A 16,909-nucleotide genomic window follows, 5' to 3' on the forward strand; every position below is an offset into this window, starting at 1 on the left:
CGCCAAAGGCTCCGCGCCAGCGCCCGTCGCTTCACCCGCCCAGCAGGGCACAACCCACGCCGGAAACGAACTCAAAACTGGATAGAAACTGGGGGCAACGTCAAGCATGCTCTGCATAAGGGTCTTGCCTTTGCGTCTCGTTTTGACCACCGGCAATTCGCTCATAATTCACCTCCAGGAACTCCCTACGGAAGACGAACAAGGATGCCGCAATTCCGACAAGTCTCGGATTGATTTGATTGCCGTGGCCTTACGCCGCTGGGAGTTTTTGTTGGCTCTGTGCTGCCCAACGGAACGGAACTCTACGTCTTCGCCGACATGGCTCGAGTTGTAGCTCTAACCGGCATCCCGGTTGGTCAAAGCGATGTGGCAGCAGCCGAAACCGTGGCCCGGTGTCCAGGTGACATTGTCGAAGCGTACCCCGGTAGCCTCGAACAGGCCGCGATCGAAGGCGCCGGCGATGCGGCAGAGCGTGGCGAGTTTCTCGTCGTCGACGCCGGCTTCGACCCAGGCGTCCTTCAGCGGGCAGCGCCTGACCTTGAGGCAATGCGGTCCGGACCGCGTTCGACGTCGGTCGGATACATGCGACCGCCATCCGGGCTGACGGCCAGGAACGCCTCGCCGATCGCCGGTGCGTCGTTGGGGCCGAAATCGGCGAAGGCCGCCGCCGCAACCTCCCTGCCTCGCCGTTCAATGGTGCGGATCATGATCGCCTCAGCCTTTTCCGCGCCAACTTCCGCGGTTAGCTCGTCGAGCAACAGACGATAGAGATCGGCACGGTTGCGGAAGGCGGAATCGAGTTCGCGTGACAGTTTTTCGGCTCGGGCTTCGGCGTCGGTCATGATGCGTCCCGTTCGATCCTCGACAGTCTTGGCGCTGCCGCCACCAGCGCCTTGCCGATCGCGGATTGCGGCGCGTCGATGACGGTGCGGGCATCGCCGCTCTCGGCAATCCGCCCGCCGTCCAGAATGGCGATGCGGTGGGCGATGGCACGGACGACGCCGAGATCGTGCGAAATGAAGAGATAGGCGATGCGCTCCTCGCGTTGAAGGTCGAGCAGCAGCCGCAGGATCTGCGCGCGCACCGAAACGTCGAGCGCCGACACCGCCTCGTCGAGCACGACCAGCGACGGTTTCGTGGCGATGGCGCGGGCGATTGCAACGCGCTGGCGCTGACCGCCGGAGATTTCGTGAATGGCGCGGCCGGCGAGACCGGCGCTGAGGCCGACGCGTTCCAGCAGAGCGACGATACGGCGCGGGCGTTCGGCGCGAGAGGCGATGTGATGGATGCGCAAGGGGTCGTCGAGCACACGTGCCACCGTGGCGCGTGGGTTCAAGGCGGCGAGCGGATCCTGAAACACCGTCTGCAGACGAGCGCGCCGGTCGCGCAACGCAGCGCCGTTCAACGACAGGAAATCACTGCCTTCAAATTCGATTCGGCCAGCATCGGCTTCGATGAGCCGCAGTATGAGCCGAGCGATCGTCGATTTGCCGCTGCCGGAAGGTCCGGCCAGCGCCAGCGTCTCGCCATACTCGATGTGGAAGGAAACATCGTCGGCCGCGGCGATGATCTTGCCGCCGCTACTGTATCGTTTGGTCAGGCCGGAAACGGCGAGCAGCGGACTGGTCATGTTCGCTGCAGCAGCGGCTCGGCGTCTAGGCCGAGATTGGCGTCGAGCAGCGCCCTTGTGTACGCGTGACGCGGCGCACTGACCACCTGCGCCGTCGCACCGAGCTCGAGCAGCTCGCCATGCCGGAACACGGCGATGCGCTCTCCAAGCTCAGCGGCCAGCCCAATGTCGTGGCTGATGAACAGCAGCGTCATGCCGTCCTCGGTCACGAGTCGCCGGATCAGCCCGACGATTTCGGCCTGCACGATGGTGTCCAGGGCACTGGTCGCCTCGTCGGCGATCAGCAGTTTCGGCCCGGCCGCGATCGCGGCGGCGATCGCCACGCGCTGCTTCTGGCCGCCGGAGAGCTGATGTGGAAAGGCGCGCAGAGCGGCATCGAGGTCGGGCAGACGGACGCGTTCGAGCAAGGCTTTTGCTCTGGCATAGGCGTGTCGCCAGTCAAGTCCGAGATGCGTGCGCGCGACTTCCGCGATCTGCTTGCCGATTGGCATGACCGGATCGAGACTGGCGGATGGGTCCTGGAAAACGAAGCCGATATCACGGCCTCCGAGAGGAAGGCTATTGAGAACAAGGAAAGATTGATGATCTTTCGAATGAGACGATCGAAATTCCGTCATCTGCCACTCGATCGCTCCGCCGATCTTGGCACTGGCCGGCAGCAGCCCAGCAATCGCCAGCGCCAACGTGCTCTTGCCCGAGCCGCTCTCGCCGATGATGGCGAGGCGCTCGCCGGCGGCGACATCGAAGCTGATATGTTTCAGCGCCGCCACCTCGGCGCCGTCGCGGCGATAGGTCACCGTCAGATTGCGGATCGAAGCAAGCGCCGTCACGACAGGCTCCTCCTCACCGATGTCGTCTCGACGACGCCTTCGCCGGCGAGATAGACGCCGAGCACGGTCAGCACGAGTGCTATTCCCGGAACGATCGAGAGGAAGGGCGCGGTGCGCAGCACGGCGCGGCCTTCGGCGATCATGCCGCCCCAGGTCACGCGGTTGGGGTCGCCGAGGCCGAGAAAAGACAATGCCGCTTCGGTGAGAATAGCCGCGGCGACGATCACCGACGACAAGGCCAGTACCGGCGGCAGCGCGTTGGGCAGCACCTCGCGAAAGGCGATCTCCAGCGGATGCATGCCGATGACGCGGGCGCCGGCAACAAAATCGCGCTCGCGGATCGACAGCACTTCGGCCCGCGTCACGCGTGCCGGTCCGGTCCAGGCGCCCAGCGCGATCGCAGTGACGACGACGCCGAGCGACGGCCCGACAATGCTGACGAAAGCCAAAGCCAGCAGGAAGGCTGGGACGGTCTGGAAAGCGTCGGTGATGCGCATCAGCACCTCGTCGACAAGGCCGCCGGCAAAACCGGCCAACGTGCCGATTACGGCGCCGACGACAAGCGCGGTGGCTGCTGCTGCCAGGCCGACCGCGAGCGAGGTGCGGGCGCCGTGGAAAAGCTCGGCCAGCACGTCACGGCCGAGGCGGTCGGTACCGAGTGGCAGCGACCAGTCCTGGAACGGCGACAGCAATGCCGGCCCGGCAATGGCCTGCGGATCGCTCGGAAAGAACAAAGGTGCGGCAAGCGCCACGGCAGACAGCGCCGTCAGGATGACCGCGCCGGCGATCGCTTCCGGCGTGCGAAGAAAGCGGCGAAGCGGGCTCACGCGCCGGCCTCACTGGCCCCGACGCGCGGATCAAGGACGGCGTAGGCGATGTCGACGAGAAGGTTGATGATGACGACCAGGACGGCGCTGATGAGAATGATGCCGAGCAGCAACGGCGTGTCGCGTGCCGCCACCGCTTCCTGCGCCAGCCGGCCAAGGCCTGGCACGGAAAAGACGCTTTCGATAACGACGCTGCCGCCCAACATCTGCGCGGACTGCAGGCCAAGCATGGTGACCAGCGGCAACAGCGCATTGCGGGCGACGTGAGCGAGCACGATGCGGCGGCGGGAAAGTCCCCTGGCGCGGGCGGCCAGCACAAAATCCTGTCGCCAGACCTCGGCCATGCCGGCGCGCATCATGCGCAGATAGAGCGCGAGATAGATGAAGCCGAGCGCCGAAACCGGCAGGACGAGATGGCGGGCGATATCGGCGGCGCGATCGAGGCCGGTCCGGGCCGAGGCGATACTCTCGATCCCGCCGATCGGAAACCATCGCAGGTCGACGGCAAAGACGATGATCAGCACCAGCCCAAGCCAGAAGCCCGGCACGGCATAGAGCGCCAGCGAACCGATGGACAGAAAGCGATCGCGAAAACTGCCGGGCCTGGCGCCGGCATAGATGCCGAGTGCCGAGCCGAGACCGAAGGAGAGCGCGGTGGCGCTGCCCATCAACAGCAGCGTGTTGGGCAGGCGCTCGAGGATGACGTCGCGGATCGGCCGCGAAAAGGTGACCGATTGGCCGAGATCGAGATGCAGCAGCGCCCAAAGATAATTGGCGAGCCGCGTCAGTTCCGTCTGGTCGAGACCCCAGCGGTGACGCAACAGCTCGATCATCCCGGCGTCGCCGCCGGTCGAGACGATGTAGGCATCGACCGCGTCGCCGGGAGCGGCTTCGAGTAACAGGAAGGTGCCGATGACGACAATCAGCAGCACGAAGATGCTGCCGACGAGACGGCGGCGAAGGAGGATGACAGCGCGGGTCATGGCATAACGCCGATAGGAGAGCCAAGTCTTCGGTGCCGCGCTCTACGGCGCCCCCTCTGTCCTGCCGGACATCTCCCCCACAAGGGGGGAGATCAGCTGTCATTGTCGCTTTCGCCAATCTCCAGCGTTGCAAGACGGCCGGCAACGCCAAAGCTGCCAATCTCCCTCCTTGTGGGGGAGATGTCCGGCAGGACAGAGGGGGGCGCGAAAAAGCTCTCATCGTTGAAGCTGAGCACACAAGCGGCGCGCAAGTCTGGAGAGACTTCCTTACCCCTCCAGCCAAGTGTCCGCCCAGTTCGATACCGCCCAGCGCGGATTGTTGGCGATGTTCTTGACCGTATCACGTGCGACGCTGATGAAACTCCATTCGGCGACGTTGATCAGTGGCAGGTCGGCGGCAACTTTTCTCTGGAACTCCTTGTAGAGTTCGGTGCGGGCGGCGGTGTCGAGCGTCTCCGATGCCTTGGCGATCAGGGCATCGAGTTCGGCGTTCTTATAGCCGCCTTGGTTGGAGAAGGGCACGCCGTCTGGAATGCCGCTCTGCACCAGGATGGTGGTCGAGATCGCAGGATCGCCGCGGAACACCGGCGGCCCGACCGCAAGGTCGAAGGCGTGGTCGGTGTAAACAGCCTTGATATGCGCGGCCGAGTCGTTGTTGACCAGATGAGCGTCGATGCCGATGGCGGCGAGCGCCTGGCGCAGATAGTCGCCGAACTGCTTGGTCTCGTTGAAATAGGGCGCCGGCAGCAGTTTCAGTGAAAAGCGCTTGCCGTCATCGCCTCGGCTGTAGCCGGCCTCGTCCAGCAAGGTGTTGGCCTTGACGAGGTCGAAGGCGTACGTCGGCACGTCGGCGGTGTAGAATTGCGGGTCGTTTTTCGGCACCGGGCCAGTGGCGGTGGCGGCATAGCCGAGAAACACCGTCTTGACGACGAAATCCTTGTCGATGGCGTGAGCGATCGCCTGGCGCACTTTCAGGTCGGCCAGCTCCTTGCGGCGATGGTTGATCTCGACGACGAGTTGGTAAGTCAGCCCTTCGTAGCCTTCGGTGATCACCTTGAGGCCGGGCACTTTGGAGATGCGGTCGAGATCGGCGAGGGGCACGGCAGAGAAGGCGGCGAGCTGGATCTCTTCGGCCTCGAGCGCGCTGGCCGCTGCTGTGCGGTCCGGCAGCACCTGATAGATGATCTCGTCGAGATAGGGCTCGTCCTTGCCCCAATAATCCGTATTCTTCTCCAGCCGGTAATATTCGCCGGGTTTGTATTCGGCGAATTTGAACGGGCCGGTGCCGACCGGGGCGTTGTTGGCCGGGTTGTCCTCGATCTTTCCGGTCTCGTAGATGTGCTTGGGCACCACGCTGCTCAGCGCCGGCAAGGCGTTGCGGATCAGTTGGAACGGTGTCGGCTTGGCGAATTTGAACACGGCGGTGGCTTCGTCCGGCGTGTCGACCGCCTCCAGATCCTTGAACACGGTGCGGCCGAGATTCTGCAGCGGCTTCCAGATATGCAGCGCCGAGAACGCGACATCGCCGGAGGTGAAAGGTTTACCGTCATGCCATTTGACGCCCTCGCGCAGCTTGAACGTCACCGATAGGCCGTCGGCGGCACCTTCCCAGCTGAGTGCCAGGCGCGGATCGAGCCCGTCCTTGCCCTCAAAGGAGGCCTCAGCCAAGGTTTCTACGATCTTGCTCGAAATGAAGAAGACGCCGTTCGAGGCGACGATCGCCGGATTGAGATTGCGCGGCTCGGAATCAGCGGCGACAACCAGTCGTCCGCCCTTTTTCGGCGTCTGCGCCGACCCGATCGTCGGCATCGCGGTGGAGGCCAGCAGCAATGCCGAACCCGCAAGCATCGTACGTCTGGAAATGGTGAACTCTGGCATGATCGAACTCCGTCCTCTCCGCGGACCCGGCCGGGTCCGCCGTACCCCTCGGACGCTCGTAAGCATCCTGCACGGCTGATTATGGGCCTTGTGCGGGGTTTCGCCAAAGACGGAATTGGCGCATCCTCACGTGGCTTTGAAATTTCCGTCCGTTGGACCAGTTGTACGGAAACGGTTCGATGCGCGGTTCTGGCAGGACCCAGACTGGAGTAAAGTGCAGCAGGTGGACCAGCTTTGGGGCTGGTTCGCCCGTTCTGGCTGGACCAGATCGGGCAAAATGATGCAGATTAAGCATAGCCGAGGGTCAGAGCCGGAAAGCCGGTGCCGGCGAGCGGCCGGCCAAGGGATTTCAGGGAGAGAGACATGAACATTGCCCCAGGCAAGAATGCCGTCGGCGGCGTGCCGTTCGACCAGGCTCGGGTGGACGGGCTGATGGAGGAGGCCGGCATCGACGTGCTGCTCGCCACCTCCAAGCACAACACGCAGTATCTGCTTGGCGGCTACAAGTTCATCTTCTTCGCCGCCATGGATGCGATCGGCCACAGCCGTTATCTGCCTGTCGTCGTCTATGAGAAAGGTGGGCCGGAGCATGCCGCCTATATCGGCAACCGCATGGAAGGCGGCGAGCACCAGAACCATCCATTCTGGACGCCGACACTGCATGCCGCCTGCTGGGGCACGCTCGATGCCGCCAACCTGGCGGTCGAGCATTTGCGAAAGATCGGCAAGGGCAATGCCCGCGTCGGCATCGAGCCCGCCTTCCTGCCGTCCGACGCCTATATGCTGATCCGCAACGCGCTGCCGGATGCCAAGCTGATCGATGCGACTGATATGCTGGAGCGCATGCGCGCAATCAAAACCGAGGCCGAGTTGGAGAAGCTGCGCATCGCCTCCGAGCTGATCACCGATTCCATGCTGGCGACCATCGGCTGGGCACGCGAAGGCACGACCAAGAGCGAGATCATCGAACAGCTCAGGCGCGAGGAGACCAATCGCGGCGCGCATTTCGAATATTGCCTGTTGACGCTAGGCTCCAGCCACAACCGCGCCGCCTCGCCGCAGGCGTGGAAACGGGGCGAGGTGATGTCGATCGATTCCGGCGGCAACTACCACGGCTATATCGGCGACCTTTGCCGCATGGGCGTGCTGGGCGAGCCTGACGCCGAACTCGAGGATCTGCTGGCCGAGATCGAGACAGTGCAGCAGGCGGCCTTCTCCAAGGTCAAGGCGGGCACGCTGGGCGGTGACATGATTTCTCATGCCGAAGGCGTGCTGAAGAAGTCGAAGGTTGCGCCCTATACCGATTTCTTCGCGCATGGCATGGGGCTGATCACGCATGAAGCGCCGTTCCTGATGACCAACCATCCGGTGACCTATGAAGGCACCTATGCCGCAAAGCCGCTGGAGAAGAACATGGTGCTTTCGGTCGAGACGACCATGCTCCACCCGACGCGCGGCTTCATCAAGCTGGAGGACACGGTGGCGGTCACCGACACAGGGTACGTGATGTTCGGCGATCGGGGCCGGGGCTGGAACGCGGGCGGGGGTTAGGCGCTTCTATCCCCGCCCGGCGGGATCAACCTGAAATCCGGCAACTCCCGCAACGCCAGTTCCGGCCCGGCCGGCGAATAGACGACGAAAAGCTGCATCGGCCCATCGCCGGTATTGAGCGTCGAGTGGAAGCGGCTTTCCGGCACATAGATGGTGCAGCCGGGGCCGACTTTCTCGACGACCGGGTTGCCTTTCTCGTCCTCGACCATCTGCTCGCCATCGCCTGAGATGACGAAGATGATCTCCTCCGCACCCGGATGGTTATGACGCGTATGGCCCTTGCCCGACGGGAGGTCGACGACACCACCGGAAAATCGCTTTGCGCCGTTCACTTCGGGAGCGACCGTCAGCGACAGCCTGCCCCAGTCGAAGCCGAAGGCGCTGACGTCTTTTGGATATACGAACACCTTGCTGTTGTCGGTCATCGTCCCACCTTCTTTTGCTGGTCTCTACGCAGCGCCGAACGTGACGGCCTTGAAATCCGCCGTCTGCCTGGCGATCGAGGCTTCCGCCGGCAGCCGCTCCATCGAACTGGCGCCATAGAACCCGTGCAGGCCCTTGCAGCGCTCGAGAATATATCTGGCGTCGTCCGGCATCGAGATCGGCCCGCCATGGCAAAGCAGGATTATATCCTCGCGCACTGAGCGTGCCGCTTTGGCGATGGCGTCGATCTCGCTGACACAGTCGTCCAGCGATTTAGCCGACGTCGCGCCGATCGAGCCGCCGGTGGTCACCCCCATATGGGCGACGACGATGTCGGCGCCGGCTGTTGTCATGGCGCGCGCCTCGTCTGGGTTGAAGACATAGGGCGTGGTCAACAGGTCGAGTCTGTGAGCCTCGGCGATCATGTCGATCTCGAGCCCGAAGCCCATGCCGGTTTCTTCAAAACTCCGCCGCATCTGGCCGTCGAACAGGCCGATGGTCGGAAAATTCTGGACGCCGGAAAAGCCCATCGTCTTCAACTCGGCCAAAAGCAGCGGCATGATGACGAAGGGATCAGTGCCGTTGACGCCGGCCAGCACCGGCGTCTTCTTCACCACCGGCAGCACTTCGTAGGCCATCTCCTTGACGATCTCGTTGGCGTTGCCATAGGCGAGCAGGCCGGCGGCCGAGCCGCGCCCGGCCATGCGGTAGCGGCCGGAATTGTAGATGATGATCAGGTCGATGCCGCCGGCTTCCTCGGCCTTGGCCGACAGGCCGGTGCCGGCACCGCCGCCGACGATCGGCACGCCATCCGCAATCATCATGCGGAATTTCTCCAGGATTTTCTTGCGCGGTATGGCGGCCATGTCTTGGTGTCTCACTGTCTGGCGATGTCGAGGAAGGCCGTTGTGGCGGCCCAGGCGAATTCCGGATCGTTGATGTGCAGCGGCAGGCGCAGCACGCGCCGCGTTTTGGCGGGTTTGATGGTACGCTCGATCGCCTCGAACAAAGCGGCATCGGCTTCAGGGTCGAAGAAGGCGCCGCCTTCGATGTCGAGCGCCGACACGCCTTTCTCCGGAATGAGGAAACGAACCGGACCCTGGCAGAGGCTCAGCCTTGTCCCGATCCATTCGCCGATCGTTCTGCTTTCGTCGGCAGTGGTGCGCATCAGTGTGACGTTTGGATTGTGCTCATAGAACAGCCGGCCGCGATAGCGTTCCGGAATTGTCGGCGGCGCCCAGAAATTGACCATGTCGAGCGCGCCGACCGAGCCGACATAAGGCAGCCTGGTGCGGGCGATGGCGCCAAAGCGATCTTCGGTCGCCGGCAGCACGCCGCCAAACAGCAAGTCGCAGACTTCGGTCGTTGTGATGTCGATGACGCCGGACAACAGGCCGCTGTCGGCCAATTTTTCCATAGTGCGGCCGCCGGTTCCGGTGGCATGAAAGACCATGCAGTCATAGGTCGAACGAAGCTCGTCGGCGACGGCGGTCACGCACGGCGTGGTGACGCCGAACATGGTGAGGCCGAGCGACGGTTTGCCGTCGGGCGGCGGCGCCGGCTTTGTCGCCATGCCTGATATCGCCTGGGCGGCATTGTGCAGCACGACACGCGAAAGCCGGTTGAGGCCGGCAATGTCGGTCACCGACGGCATCATGACGATGTCGGAGATGCCGACATAAGGTCCGGTGTCGCCGGAAGCCAAGGTCGAAACCATGATCTTGGGCAGGCCGAGCGGCAGCGTGCGCATGCCTGCGGTGATGATCGAGGTGCCGCCACCGCCGCCGATACCGACAATCCCGGCAATGTCGCTGCGCGATTGAACAAACCGGGCAAAGGCGGCAGCCATTGCCGCCACAGCGGTGCCGCGATCGTCGACGCCGAGCACGGCATTGCGACCCTCGGAATGGTGGCTGGCGACCTCGTCGGCCGAAATGTCGACCGGCACGGTCGCGCCGCGTGTTCCGATGTCGACACGGGCAATCGAAGCGCCGGTAGCGGCGACCGCATCGGACAGAAATGCGAGTTCCTCGCCCTTGGTGTCGGCGGTGCCCACCACATAGATGCGCTTCATCGCGTTTCCCCGGTCTTGGGCGTGTTCGGCGCTGCCGCCCCTTTGCCTGGCCGTTCGATGGGCGAAGGGCCATTGCAATTTTTTGAGACGCGCGTATCGTATTGACATGGATGTCTCACGTCAACAAGCGAGAGTGAACGACGACGCCGGCCAAGGCGCCAGCCCGCGGGCTGAGCGCGGGGCCCGCGCGCGCACCAAGCGGCTGATGCTGGAGACGGCGACAAAGCTGATGCAGGCGGGCGCCACGCCCTCCGTCAGCGAGGTGGCGGAAGCAGCGGAAGTCTCGCGCGCCACCGCTTATCGGTATTTTCCGAGCCAGGCGGCGCTGGTGCAGGCGGTGGTCGACGAAGGGCTCGGGCCGATCCTTACCTGGCAATCGAGCTCTGCCGATCCGGAGCGCCGGGTGGCCGAGCTGTTCGACACCGCCATGCCGCGCATCGAGGCCTTCGAAGCGACGTTCAAGGCGGCGCTGAAACTGTCGCTCGACCAGTGGGCACAGCGACAGGCAGGCACGCTGGGCGGCGAACCGGCCTTCACGCGCGGCCATCGCATCGAGCTTTTGAAGGATGCGATCGCGCCACTCAAGGGCCAGTTGCCGCCGCGCGAATTCAAGCGGCTCGCGCAGGCGCTGTCGCTGATCTTCGGCGTTGAGGTGCTGATCGTTTTGAAGGATATATGGGGACTGGATAGCCGCCGCATGATGTCGGTCGCGCAATGGGCGGCCGGCGCTCTGGTGCGCGCGGCGGTGACGGAATCGGTGACTGAATGAGATGGGATCGCGCCGACGTCGGCCGCTAGATAACGTCAATCTGGTTCGACCAGATTTTCAACCTGACTATTCATGCTACTACCGATGCAGCGGTCCAAGCAAGGCATTTATGTATCAAAGAGTAGGAAAATTCAGGGAAAACAGGCAGATATCGCAGAAACCAACTTGTCTGCGTGTCCGTCGCCGTCCAAGAAAGGGCTTGACGTTCCTCTGGAATTGGTAATACCAGATCAGGACAAATAAAGCGGATCAAAAGGGTGAAGGCTAATATCCGTTTCGGTCGAACGAGGAGGCTCAAAAACCGGAACGGTGCCCTCACGGGAGGACTACCAGGGCCGGCCTCGATGCCGGTTCTCATGAACGGTAGAATGCGCACAAGGGAGGAAATCATTATGCGCAAGACAATGACCAGCTTGCTTGCTGGTATCGGCCTAGTGCTCGCCTGCGGAACGTCCGTCTACGCGCAGGAAAAGGAACTTACAATCTTCTGGGCGGAATGGGATCCGGCCAATTACCTGCAGGAACTCGGCAACGAGTACGAGAAGGAAACCGGCGTCAAGATCACGGTGGAAACCACACCGTGGCCCGACTTCCAGACCAAGGCCTTCACCGAGTTCAACGCCCATGGCGACGCCTACGATATGGTCGTCGGCGACTCGCAATGGCTCGGTGCCGGCTCGACCGGTGGCCACTATGTCGACCTGACCGACTTCTTCAACAAGCACAAGGTCGGTGAAGTGATGGCACCGGCCACGGTGAAATACTATGCCGAATATCCGGGCGGCAGCAGCAAATACTGGGCCATTCCGCTCGAAGGCGACGCCGTCGGCTGGTCCTATCGCAAGGACTGGTTCGAAGACCCCAAGGAAAAGGAAGCCTTCAAGGCCAAGTATGGCTACGATCTCGACGTGCCGAAGGACTGGAAGGCTTTGCGCGACATCGCCGAATTCTTCCACCGTCCGGACCAGAAGAAATACGGCATAGCCATCTACACCGACAATTCCTACGACGCGATGGCGATGGGCTTCGAAAACGCGCTGTTCTCCTTTGGCGGCGAGCTGGGTGACTATAAGACCTACAAGGTCGATGGCTTCATCAACTCCGACAAGGCGGTCGCGGCGCTCGACGCCTACAAGGAACTCTACAAGTTCACGCCCCCGGGCTGGGCCAAGTCGTTCTTCGTCGAGGACAACCAGGCGATCACTGAAAACCTGGCCGCAATGAGCATGAACTACTTCGCGTTCTTCCCCTCGCTGATCAACGAGGCGTCGAACCCGAATGCCAAGAACACCGGTTTCTTCGCCAATCCTCCCGGCCCGAACGGGGACCAGTTCGCCGCACTCGGCGGTCAGGGCATCTCCATCGTTTCCTACTCGCAGAAGCAGGAAGAGGCGACGAAGTTCCTGGAATGGTTCATCAAGGACGAGACCCAGAAGAAGTGGGCAGCGCTCGGCGGCTACACCTGTAGTGCCGCCGTGCTCAAGTCGCCCGAATTCCAGAACGCCACGCCCTACAACAAGGCGTTCTACGAGACCATGTTCAAGGTAAAGGACTTCTGGGCGGTTCCGGAATATGCGGAACTGCTGCAGCAGCTCAACCAGCGCATCTATCCCTACATGATCGGCGGCGAAGGCACCGCCAAGGAGACGCTGGACGCACTGGCAGCCGACTGGAACGCGACCTTCAAGAAATACGGCCGCGGCCAATAAGCATGAAGTTTCACGGAGGGGGCGCTCGTGCCTCCTCCGTTTCTTTTTCTGATTTTTGAAATCTTTCTGATTTCTGAACTGGGAGCAGGGTCTTGGCGACCACAATGATCACCACGCTGGACAGGTCCTCGCGGGCCGCCGCTCGCGGTCTAAGCGACATTTCGATCCGCAATCTCTTCATCATCCCGACGATCCTGTTTCTGATCGTCTTCAACATCTTCCCGCTGATCTATTCGCTGGGTTATTCGTTCACCGATTTCCGAGCCTCGACCAGCGCGGCAGCGAATTTCGTCGGGTTGCAAAACTATCGCGACCTGCTCAGCGATCCCTATGTCTGGTCCAACTTCGCCATCACCGCGAAATACGTCATCATCTCGGTCGCCGGCCAGCTGCTCGTCGGCTTCGGCGTGGCCATGCTGCTCAACCGCGACATTCCGCTCAAGGGCCTGCTGACGACGCTTCTGTTGTTGCCGATGATGCTGTCGATGGCCGTCGTCGGCCTGTTCTGGAAGCTGCTCTACGATCCGTCCTTCGGCATCATCAATTATGCGCTGGGCCTCGGCACCTTCGAATGGCTGTCGAATCCGAAAATGGCGCTCTATGCGGTCGCGCTGACCGACATCTGGATGTGGTCGCCCTTTGTCATGCTGTTGTCGCTGGCCGGCCTGTCGGCTGTGCCCAAGCATCTCTACGAGGCAGCCGCGATCGACAGGGCCGGGCCGTTCTACACCTTCTTCCGCATAACGCTGCCGCTGGTTGCGCCGATCCTGATGATCGCGGTCATCTTCCGCACCATGGAGGCGTTCAAGACCTTCGACCTCGCCTACATTCTCACCAGCCAGCCGACGGCCGAGCTGATCTCGATCCGGCTCTATAAGATGGCGTTTCAGGAATGGCAGACCGGGCGTTCCTGCGCGCTCGCCTACATCGTGCTGATCATGGTGCTGGCGATCACCAACATCTATGTCAAATACCTCAACAAGGTGAAGGAGCGCTGAGATGGCCGCAGTCCGCACTTCTTCCGAAATCACCTTCAACCGGGTCGCCATCGTCGCTGTCCTGCTGGTGACGATCATCTTCCTGGCGCCGATCTACTGGATCGCCTCGACGGCTTTCAAGCCGCGCAACCTCGCCACCACCATTCCGCCGACGGTGGTTTTCCAGCCGGAGATATCGCCCTTCGTCAAGTTGTTCACCAAGCGTTCGCAGCTGCGCAGCCCGCCGTCGCCGGAGGAGTACGCGGCTGCGCCGTGGTGGGAGCGCGTCGTCTTCAATGGCGGCGAAAAGATCGTGCGCGACGGCAAGGGCCAGGTGCAGTGGTCGGGCTATCCGAGCCGTTTCATGAACTCGCTGATCGTCGCCATAACCTCGACCGTCCTGGCCGTCGGCATGGGCACCTTCACCGCCTATGGCTTCTCGCGCTTCAAGGTGAAGGGAGAGGCGGATCTGCTCTTCTTCATCCTGTCGACGCGCATGCTGCCGCCGGTGGTCGTCGCCATCCCAATGTTCCTGATGTACCGGGCGGTAGGGCTCAACGATTCCCATGTCGGCCTGATCATTCTCTACACCGCCTTCAACTTGTCCTTCTCGGTCTGGCTGATGAAGGGCTTCATGGACGAAATCCCGAAGGAGTATGAAGAGGCGGCGCTCGTCGACGGCTACACGCGCATGGAGGCCTTCTTCAAGATCGTGCTGCCCGAGGCCGCCACCGGCATCGCCGCCACCGCCGTGTTCTGCTTCATCACGGCGTGGAACGAATATGCCTTCGCACTGATCATGACCAGCCGCCGTGCCCAGACGGCACCGCCCTTCATCCCCAGCCAGGTCGGTTCCGGCCTGCCGGACTGGACGGTGATCGCCGCCGGAACCTTCCTGTTCCTGCTGCCGGTCGCGATCTTCACCTTCCTGCTCCGCAACCACCTGTTGCGCGGCATGTCCTTCGGAGCGATCCGCAAATGAGCTTTCGCGACATCAACCAGAAATATCTCGAACCGGGCAGCCAGGTGCTGATGGTGCTCGGTATCATCGCGCTCTGCCAGCCGTGGAACATGCTGCTGCACAGCTACGGCGTGACCATCATCCTGATGGGCCTGGTCGGCTTCAACATCACCTCCAAGATCGCGCCGGAGGAGAAGGCCGGCACCGGGCAAGGGGCAAATCCGGGGGCACAGCATTGACCCAGATCGAGCTTCGCGGCGTCCAGAAATATTTCGGCGCCGTCCAGGTCATCAAGGACCTCAACCTGAAGATCGACGATAACGAGTTCATCGTGCTGCTCGGCCAGTCGGGCTGCGGCAAGACGACGACACTCAGGGCCGTTGCCGGACTGGAGACGATCGACGGCGGCGACATCCTCATCGACGGCAAGCCGGTCCAGCACCTCAAGGCCGCCGACCGCGACATCGCCATGGTCTTCCAATCGTTTTCGCTCTATCCGCATATGAGCGTTTACGAGAACATCGCCTTTCCACTGAGAGCGACGCGCAAGAGCAAGGCCGAGATCGACAGCGAGGTGCGCTCGGTCGCCAAGACGCTGCAGATCAGCGATCTCCTCGCCAAGAAACCGTCCGCGCTGTCGGGCGGCGACATGCAACGCGTGGCGATCGGCCGGGCCTTGGTGCGGCGGCCGAAGGCGATGCTGATGGACGAGCCGATCGGCGCGCTCGATGCCAAGCTGCGCGAGGAGATGCGGGCCGAGATCAAGCGGCTGCACATCAAGCAGGGTTCGACCAGCATCTATGTCACCCACGACCAGATCGAGGCGATGAGCCTCGCCGACCGCATCGTCATCATGCATGAAGGTGTACTGCAGCAGGTCGGCTCGCCGGACGAGGTCTATTCGCATCCGGCGAATCTTTTCGTCGCGCAATTTGTCGGCAGCCCGGTGATGAACGTCGCCGACGCTTCGGTGACCGAGAAACCCTCATCGGCCTCGGTCACGGTCGGCGATGCGGCCGCTGGCTTCGAATTCCCGCGCGCCTTGCTGTCGAAGCTCAATGGCCATGCCGGCAGCCAACTCGCGCTCGGCATCCGGCCGGAAGGCGTCCTCGTCCGCCGCGAAGCCGCCGAGGGGTTCCTGCCGGTGGAGACGCAGATCGTCGAGCCGCTCGGGTCCTTCGACATCGTCGACCTCAAGGTCGGCTCCAAGATGCTGCGTGCGCGCACCAAGAGCGGCTTCATCAGCGGCCCCGGCGAAAGGGTCTTCGTCAGAATCGATCCCAGCCAGGCGCATTTCTTCGACACGGCGAGCGGCAAATCGCTGGGAGTGAGACTCTGATGGCCCACATCCAGCTCAAGAACATCTCAAAGAAGTTTGATAACCACACCGCCTTGACCGGGCTCGATCTCGACATCGCCGATGGCGAGTTCTTCGTCCTGCTTGGCGAGACCGGCGCCGGCAAGACGACGACGCTGCGCATGATTGCCGGCCTGGAAAAACCGAGCGAAGGCCAGGTCTTCATCGATGGCGTCGATGTCGCCGACTGGGGCGCGGCCGAGCGCGACGTGGCGCTGGTGCTGCAGCAATATTCGCTCTATCCGCGCTATACGGTGCGCCAGAACCTCGAATTTCCGCTGAAGCCGAAGATCCGCCGGCTGCCCGATGCCGAGATCAAGGATCGTGTCGACCGCGCGGCCAGGACGCTGCGCATCGAGCATCTGCTCGACCGCAAGACCGACAGGCTTTCAGGCGGCGAGATGCAGCGCGTCTCGATCGGCCGCGCCATCGTGCGCAAGCCGCGGGTATTCCTGATGGACGAGCCGTTGTCGGCGCTCGACGCCAAATTGCGCGAGGCGCTGCGCACCGAATTGAAGAACCTGCAGATGCAGCTTGGCGCCACCTTCCTGTTCGTGACGCACGATCAGATCGAGGCGATGTCGATGGGTGACAAGGTCGGCGTGCTCAACCATGGCCGCATCGTCCAGACCGGCACGCCGTACGAGATCTACAACAATCCGCGCGACACCTACGTGGCAAGCTTCGTCGGCTCGCCGCCGATGAACCTCATCGACGGCAAGCTCGTCAACGGACGTGCGGTGATGGCGCCGCTCAATTTCGAATTGCCGTTTGCGGGGGGTGCCAAGACTTCGGGGGGTGCCAAGACGGGCGCGGGGGCCCCCCGGGGCCCCCCCGGGGGGGGGTTTAGTGGCCCCGGCCGGGGTAGAGAGTCCCCGGCCCCGGGGGCGGGGCGGGGCGCGGTACGGGGGCAACCAAGCGGGGGGAAGAGACGGCCCGG

At 62.8% G+C, this 16,909-nt stretch carries 18 protein-coding genes; 8 read left to right on the top strand and 10 right to left on the bottom strand.

The annotated features are described in order from the left end of the window. Positions 1–336: 336 nt before the first annotated feature. The 7 genes from NKJ13_RS30565 to NKJ13_RS30595 all read right to left on the bottom strand — a co-directional run bounded on the left by NKJ13_RS30565 (position 337) and on the right by NKJ13_RS30595 (position 6,148). A complete protein-coding gene (locus tag NKJ13_RS30565) occupies positions 337–522 on the bottom strand; it encodes a hypothetical protein (RefSeq protein ID WP_352779369.1) in 186 nt (61 codons plus the stop codon). Continuing rightward, complete coding sequence (locus NKJ13_RS30570; protein ID WP_352779363.1) at positions 519–842, bottom strand: hypothetical protein; 324 nt, start codon at positions 840–842, stop codon at positions 519–521. The genes NKJ13_RS30565 and NKJ13_RS30570 overlap by 4 nt, the downstream gene beginning before the upstream one ends. Beyond that, positions 839–1,630, bottom strand: coding sequence for an ATP-binding cassette domain-containing protein (locus tag NKJ13_RS30575; RefSeq protein ID WP_352691525.1), 792 nt, complete (start codon positions 1,628–1,630; stop codon positions 839–841). Before NKJ13_RS30575 ends, NKJ13_RS30570 begins: the two co-directional genes overlap by 4 nt. Further along, positions 1,627–2,460 (bottom strand): ABC transporter ATP-binding protein, encoded by an 834-nt coding sequence (locus tag NKJ13_RS30580; protein ID WP_352737558.1) that lies wholly within the window; start codon positions 2,458–2,460, stop codon positions 1,627–1,629. The genes NKJ13_RS30575 and NKJ13_RS30580 overlap by 4 nt, the downstream gene beginning before the upstream one ends. Continuing rightward, positions 2,457–3,287: an ABC transporter permease gene (locus tag NKJ13_RS30585; protein ID WP_352737557.1), complete on the bottom strand. Its 831-nt coding sequence runs from the start codon at positions 3,285–3,287 to the stop codon at positions 2,457–2,459. The genes NKJ13_RS30580 and NKJ13_RS30585 overlap by 4 nt, the downstream gene beginning before the upstream one ends. Then, positions 3,284–4,270, bottom strand: coding sequence for an ABC transporter permease (locus tag NKJ13_RS30590; protein WP_352506674.1), 987 nt, complete (start codon positions 4,268–4,270; stop codon positions 3,284–3,286). The genes NKJ13_RS30585 and NKJ13_RS30590 overlap by 4 nt, the downstream gene beginning before the upstream one ends. Before the next feature lie 267 nt (positions 4,271–4,537). Further along, positions 4,538–6,148, bottom strand: coding sequence for an ABC transporter substrate-binding protein (locus NKJ13_RS30595; protein ID WP_502901959.1), 1,611 nt, complete (start codon positions 6,146–6,148; stop codon positions 4,538–4,540). Positions 6,149–6,511: 363 nt separating this feature from the next. On the opposite strand from NKJ13_RS30595, the gene NKJ13_RS30600 reads away from it, so the two are divergent. Further along, positions 6,512–7,699, top strand: a complete 1,188-nt coding sequence (locus NKJ13_RS30600; RefSeq protein WP_352737556.1) for a M24 family metallopeptidase — start codon at positions 6,512–6,514, stop codon at positions 7,697–7,699. Here NKJ13_RS30600 and NKJ13_RS30605 read toward each other — a convergent pair. Genes NKJ13_RS30605 through NKJ13_RS30615 form a run of 3 tightly spaced genes read right to left on the bottom strand, consistent with a single transcriptional unit; the run spans position 7,696 to position 10,196 of the window. Continuing rightward, on the bottom strand, positions 7,696–8,124 hold the full coding sequence (locus tag NKJ13_RS30605) for a cupin domain-containing protein (protein ID WP_352691137.1): 429 nt from the start codon (positions 8,122–8,124) through the stop codon (positions 7,696–7,698). The two genes, NKJ13_RS30600 and NKJ13_RS30605, sit on opposite strands and share 4 nt — an antisense overlap. Before the next feature lie 24 nt (positions 8,125–8,148). After that, positions 8,149–8,988 carry a phosphoenolpyruvate hydrolase family protein gene (locus NKJ13_RS30610; protein ID WP_352506670.1) on the bottom strand — a complete coding sequence of 280 codons (840 nt, stop codon included), beginning with the start codon at positions 8,986–8,988 and terminating at the stop codon, positions 8,149–8,151. Between the two features lie 11 nt (positions 8,989–8,999). Beyond that, on the bottom strand, positions 9,000–10,196 hold the full coding sequence (locus tag NKJ13_RS30615; RefSeq protein WP_352737554.1) for a Tm-1-like ATP-binding domain-containing protein: 1,197 nt from the start codon (positions 10,194–10,196) through the stop codon (positions 9,000–9,002). Between the two features lie 106 nt (positions 10,197–10,302). Here NKJ13_RS30615 and NKJ13_RS30620 point away from each other — a divergent pair, with 106 nt between their 5' ends. From NKJ13_RS30620 to NKJ13_RS30650, 7 genes are all read left to right on the top strand, one after another. Then, on the top strand, positions 10,303–10,965 hold the full coding sequence (locus NKJ13_RS30620) for a TetR/AcrR family transcriptional regulator (protein WP_352737553.1): 663 nt from the start codon (positions 10,303–10,305) through the stop codon (positions 10,963–10,965). A gap of 392 nt (positions 10,966–11,357) precedes the next feature. Next, a complete protein-coding gene (locus NKJ13_RS30625) occupies positions 11,358–12,674 on the top strand; it encodes an ABC transporter substrate-binding protein (protein ID WP_352737552.1) in 1,317 nt (438 codons plus the stop codon). Between the two features lie 92 nt (positions 12,675–12,766). After that, positions 12,767–13,672, top strand: a complete 906-nt coding sequence (locus tag NKJ13_RS30630; protein WP_254816733.1) for a carbohydrate ABC transporter permease — start codon at positions 12,767–12,769, stop codon at positions 13,670–13,672. Position 13,673: 1 nt separating this feature from the next. Continuing rightward, positions 13,674–14,633, top strand: coding sequence for a carbohydrate ABC transporter permease (locus NKJ13_RS30635; protein ID WP_352476335.1), 960 nt, complete (start codon positions 13,674–13,676; stop codon positions 14,631–14,633). Further along, positions 14,630–14,851 (top strand): hypothetical protein, encoded by a 222-nt coding sequence (locus NKJ13_RS30640; protein ID WP_352702600.1) that lies wholly within the window; start codon positions 14,630–14,632, stop codon positions 14,849–14,851. The genes NKJ13_RS30635 and NKJ13_RS30640 overlap by 4 nt, the downstream gene beginning before the upstream one ends. Then, entirely contained in the window at positions 14,848–15,951 is a 1,104-nt protein-coding gene (locus NKJ13_RS30645; protein WP_352737551.1) for an ABC transporter ATP-binding protein, read from the top strand. Before NKJ13_RS30640 ends, NKJ13_RS30645 begins: the two co-directional genes overlap by 4 nt. Then, positions 15,951–16,909, top strand: a 959-nt coding sequence (locus NKJ13_RS30650) for an ABC transporter ATP-binding protein (RefSeq protein WP_352779366.1), incomplete at its 3' end; no start/stop codon positions are given. The genes NKJ13_RS30645 and NKJ13_RS30650, both read left to right, overlap by 1 nt.

Origin of the sequence: Mesorhizobium sp. M0174, from assembly GCF_040322275.1 — a bacterium.
Classification (GTDB): Bacteria; Pseudomonadota; Alphaproteobacteria; order Rhizobiales; family Rhizobiaceae; genus Mesorhizobium.

Coding starts and splice junctions, on each gene's coding strand:
- NKJ13_RS30570 (WP_352779363.1), bottom strand. CDS start 842: ATGACCGACGCCGAAGCCCGAGCCGAAAAACTGTCACGCGAACTCGAT.
- NKJ13_RS30575 (WP_352691525.1), bottom strand. CDS start 1,630: ATGACCAGTCCGCTGCTCGCCGTTTCCGGCCTGACCAAACGATACAGT.
- NKJ13_RS30590 (WP_352506674.1), bottom strand. CDS start 4,270: ATGACCCGCGCTGTCATCCTCCTTCGCCGCCGTCTCGTCGGCAGCATC.
- NKJ13_RS30595 (WP_502901959.1), bottom strand. CDS start 6,148: ATGCCAGAGTTCACCATTTCCAGACGTACGATGCTTGCGGGTTCGGCA.
- NKJ13_RS30600 (WP_352737556.1), top strand. CDS start 6,512: ATGAACATTGCCCCAGGCAAGAATGCCGTCGGCGGCGTGCCGTTCGAC.
- NKJ13_RS30605 (WP_352691137.1), bottom strand. CDS start 8,124: ATGACCGACAACAGCAAGGTGTTCGTATATCCAAAAGACGTCAGCGCC.
- NKJ13_RS30610 (WP_352506670.1), bottom strand. CDS start 8,988: ATGGCCGCCATACCGCGCAAGAAAATCCTGGAGAAATTCCGCATGATG.
- NKJ13_RS30615 (WP_352737554.1), bottom strand. CDS start 10,196: ATGAAGCGCATCTATGTGGTGGGCACCGCCGACACCAAGGGCGAGGAA.
- NKJ13_RS30620 (WP_352737553.1), top strand. CDS start 10,303: ATGGATGTCTCACGTCAACAAGCGAGAGTGAACGACGACGCCGGCCAA.
- NKJ13_RS30625 (WP_352737552.1), top strand. CDS start 11,358: ATGCGCAAGACAATGACCAGCTTGCTTGCTGGTATCGGCCTAGTGCTC.
- NKJ13_RS30635 (WP_352476335.1), top strand. CDS start 13,674: ATGGCCGCAGTCCGCACTTCTTCCGAAATCACCTTCAACCGGGTCGCC.
- NKJ13_RS30640 (WP_352702600.1), top strand. CDS start 14,630: ATGAGCTTTCGCGACATCAACCAGAAATATCTCGAACCGGGCAGCCAG.